Genomic DNA, 501 nt, shown 5'->3' with positions numbered 1-501 from the left:
AACGACCTTTTTAACGATGGGGAGGACGCTTTGGTGATCGCTTTTGTAAAGCTTTTTGCTTTTGCTGACGTTTTCTTTCATCCTCAAAATGCGTTAGTAAAGCGCGTTCCTGTTTCGTTTTATTGGTCACACCAAAGGTGTCATTGTCCATAAACTGCTGATATCCTGCTATCATTAAATTGCTTAAGAATGAGCCACTTTTTGGAGGTTGTGTAAAATAGATCCCTTTTGAATCTTGCAATTTATACCGGAAACCTGCTTTTTTCATGCATTCATAAACTGAGGCAAATTCACTCGCATACGAATTCATATCGTCAGGAGAAGCATAAACCGGTTTCCAACCACATTTTGACAAGGATTGTTGGATCATCGCTTTATCGACACCTGGTTTTTCCCATAATGCTAAAGTTGATGGAGGAGGTTGGTTAACACATCCAGCTGTAGTTAAGAGAGCTATGCAGCTCAATAGTTTTAAGATTTTTTTCATTTTCCCCTCTTTCA

The 501-nt window shown here is 38.9% G+C and carries 1 protein-coding gene; it reads right to left on the bottom strand.

Features of this window, described 5'->3' with window-relative positions; all coding sequences use genetic code 11:
- Positions 1-10: 10 nt before the first annotated feature.
- Complete coding sequence (locus ACFIM8_RS09475; RefSeq protein WP_375607640.1) at positions 11-487, bottom strand: hypothetical protein; 477 nt, start codon at positions 485-487, stop codon at positions 11-13.
- Between the last annotated feature and the right edge of the window lie 14 nt (positions 488-501).

It is taken from the genome of Bartonella sp. AC535YNZD (assembly GCF_042196625.1).
Classification (GTDB): Bacteria; Pseudomonadota; Alphaproteobacteria; order Rhizobiales; family Rhizobiaceae; genus Bartonella.
Note: the sequence above shows the minus strand (reverse complement) of the source record. Positions and strands in the feature narration are given on the sequence as shown.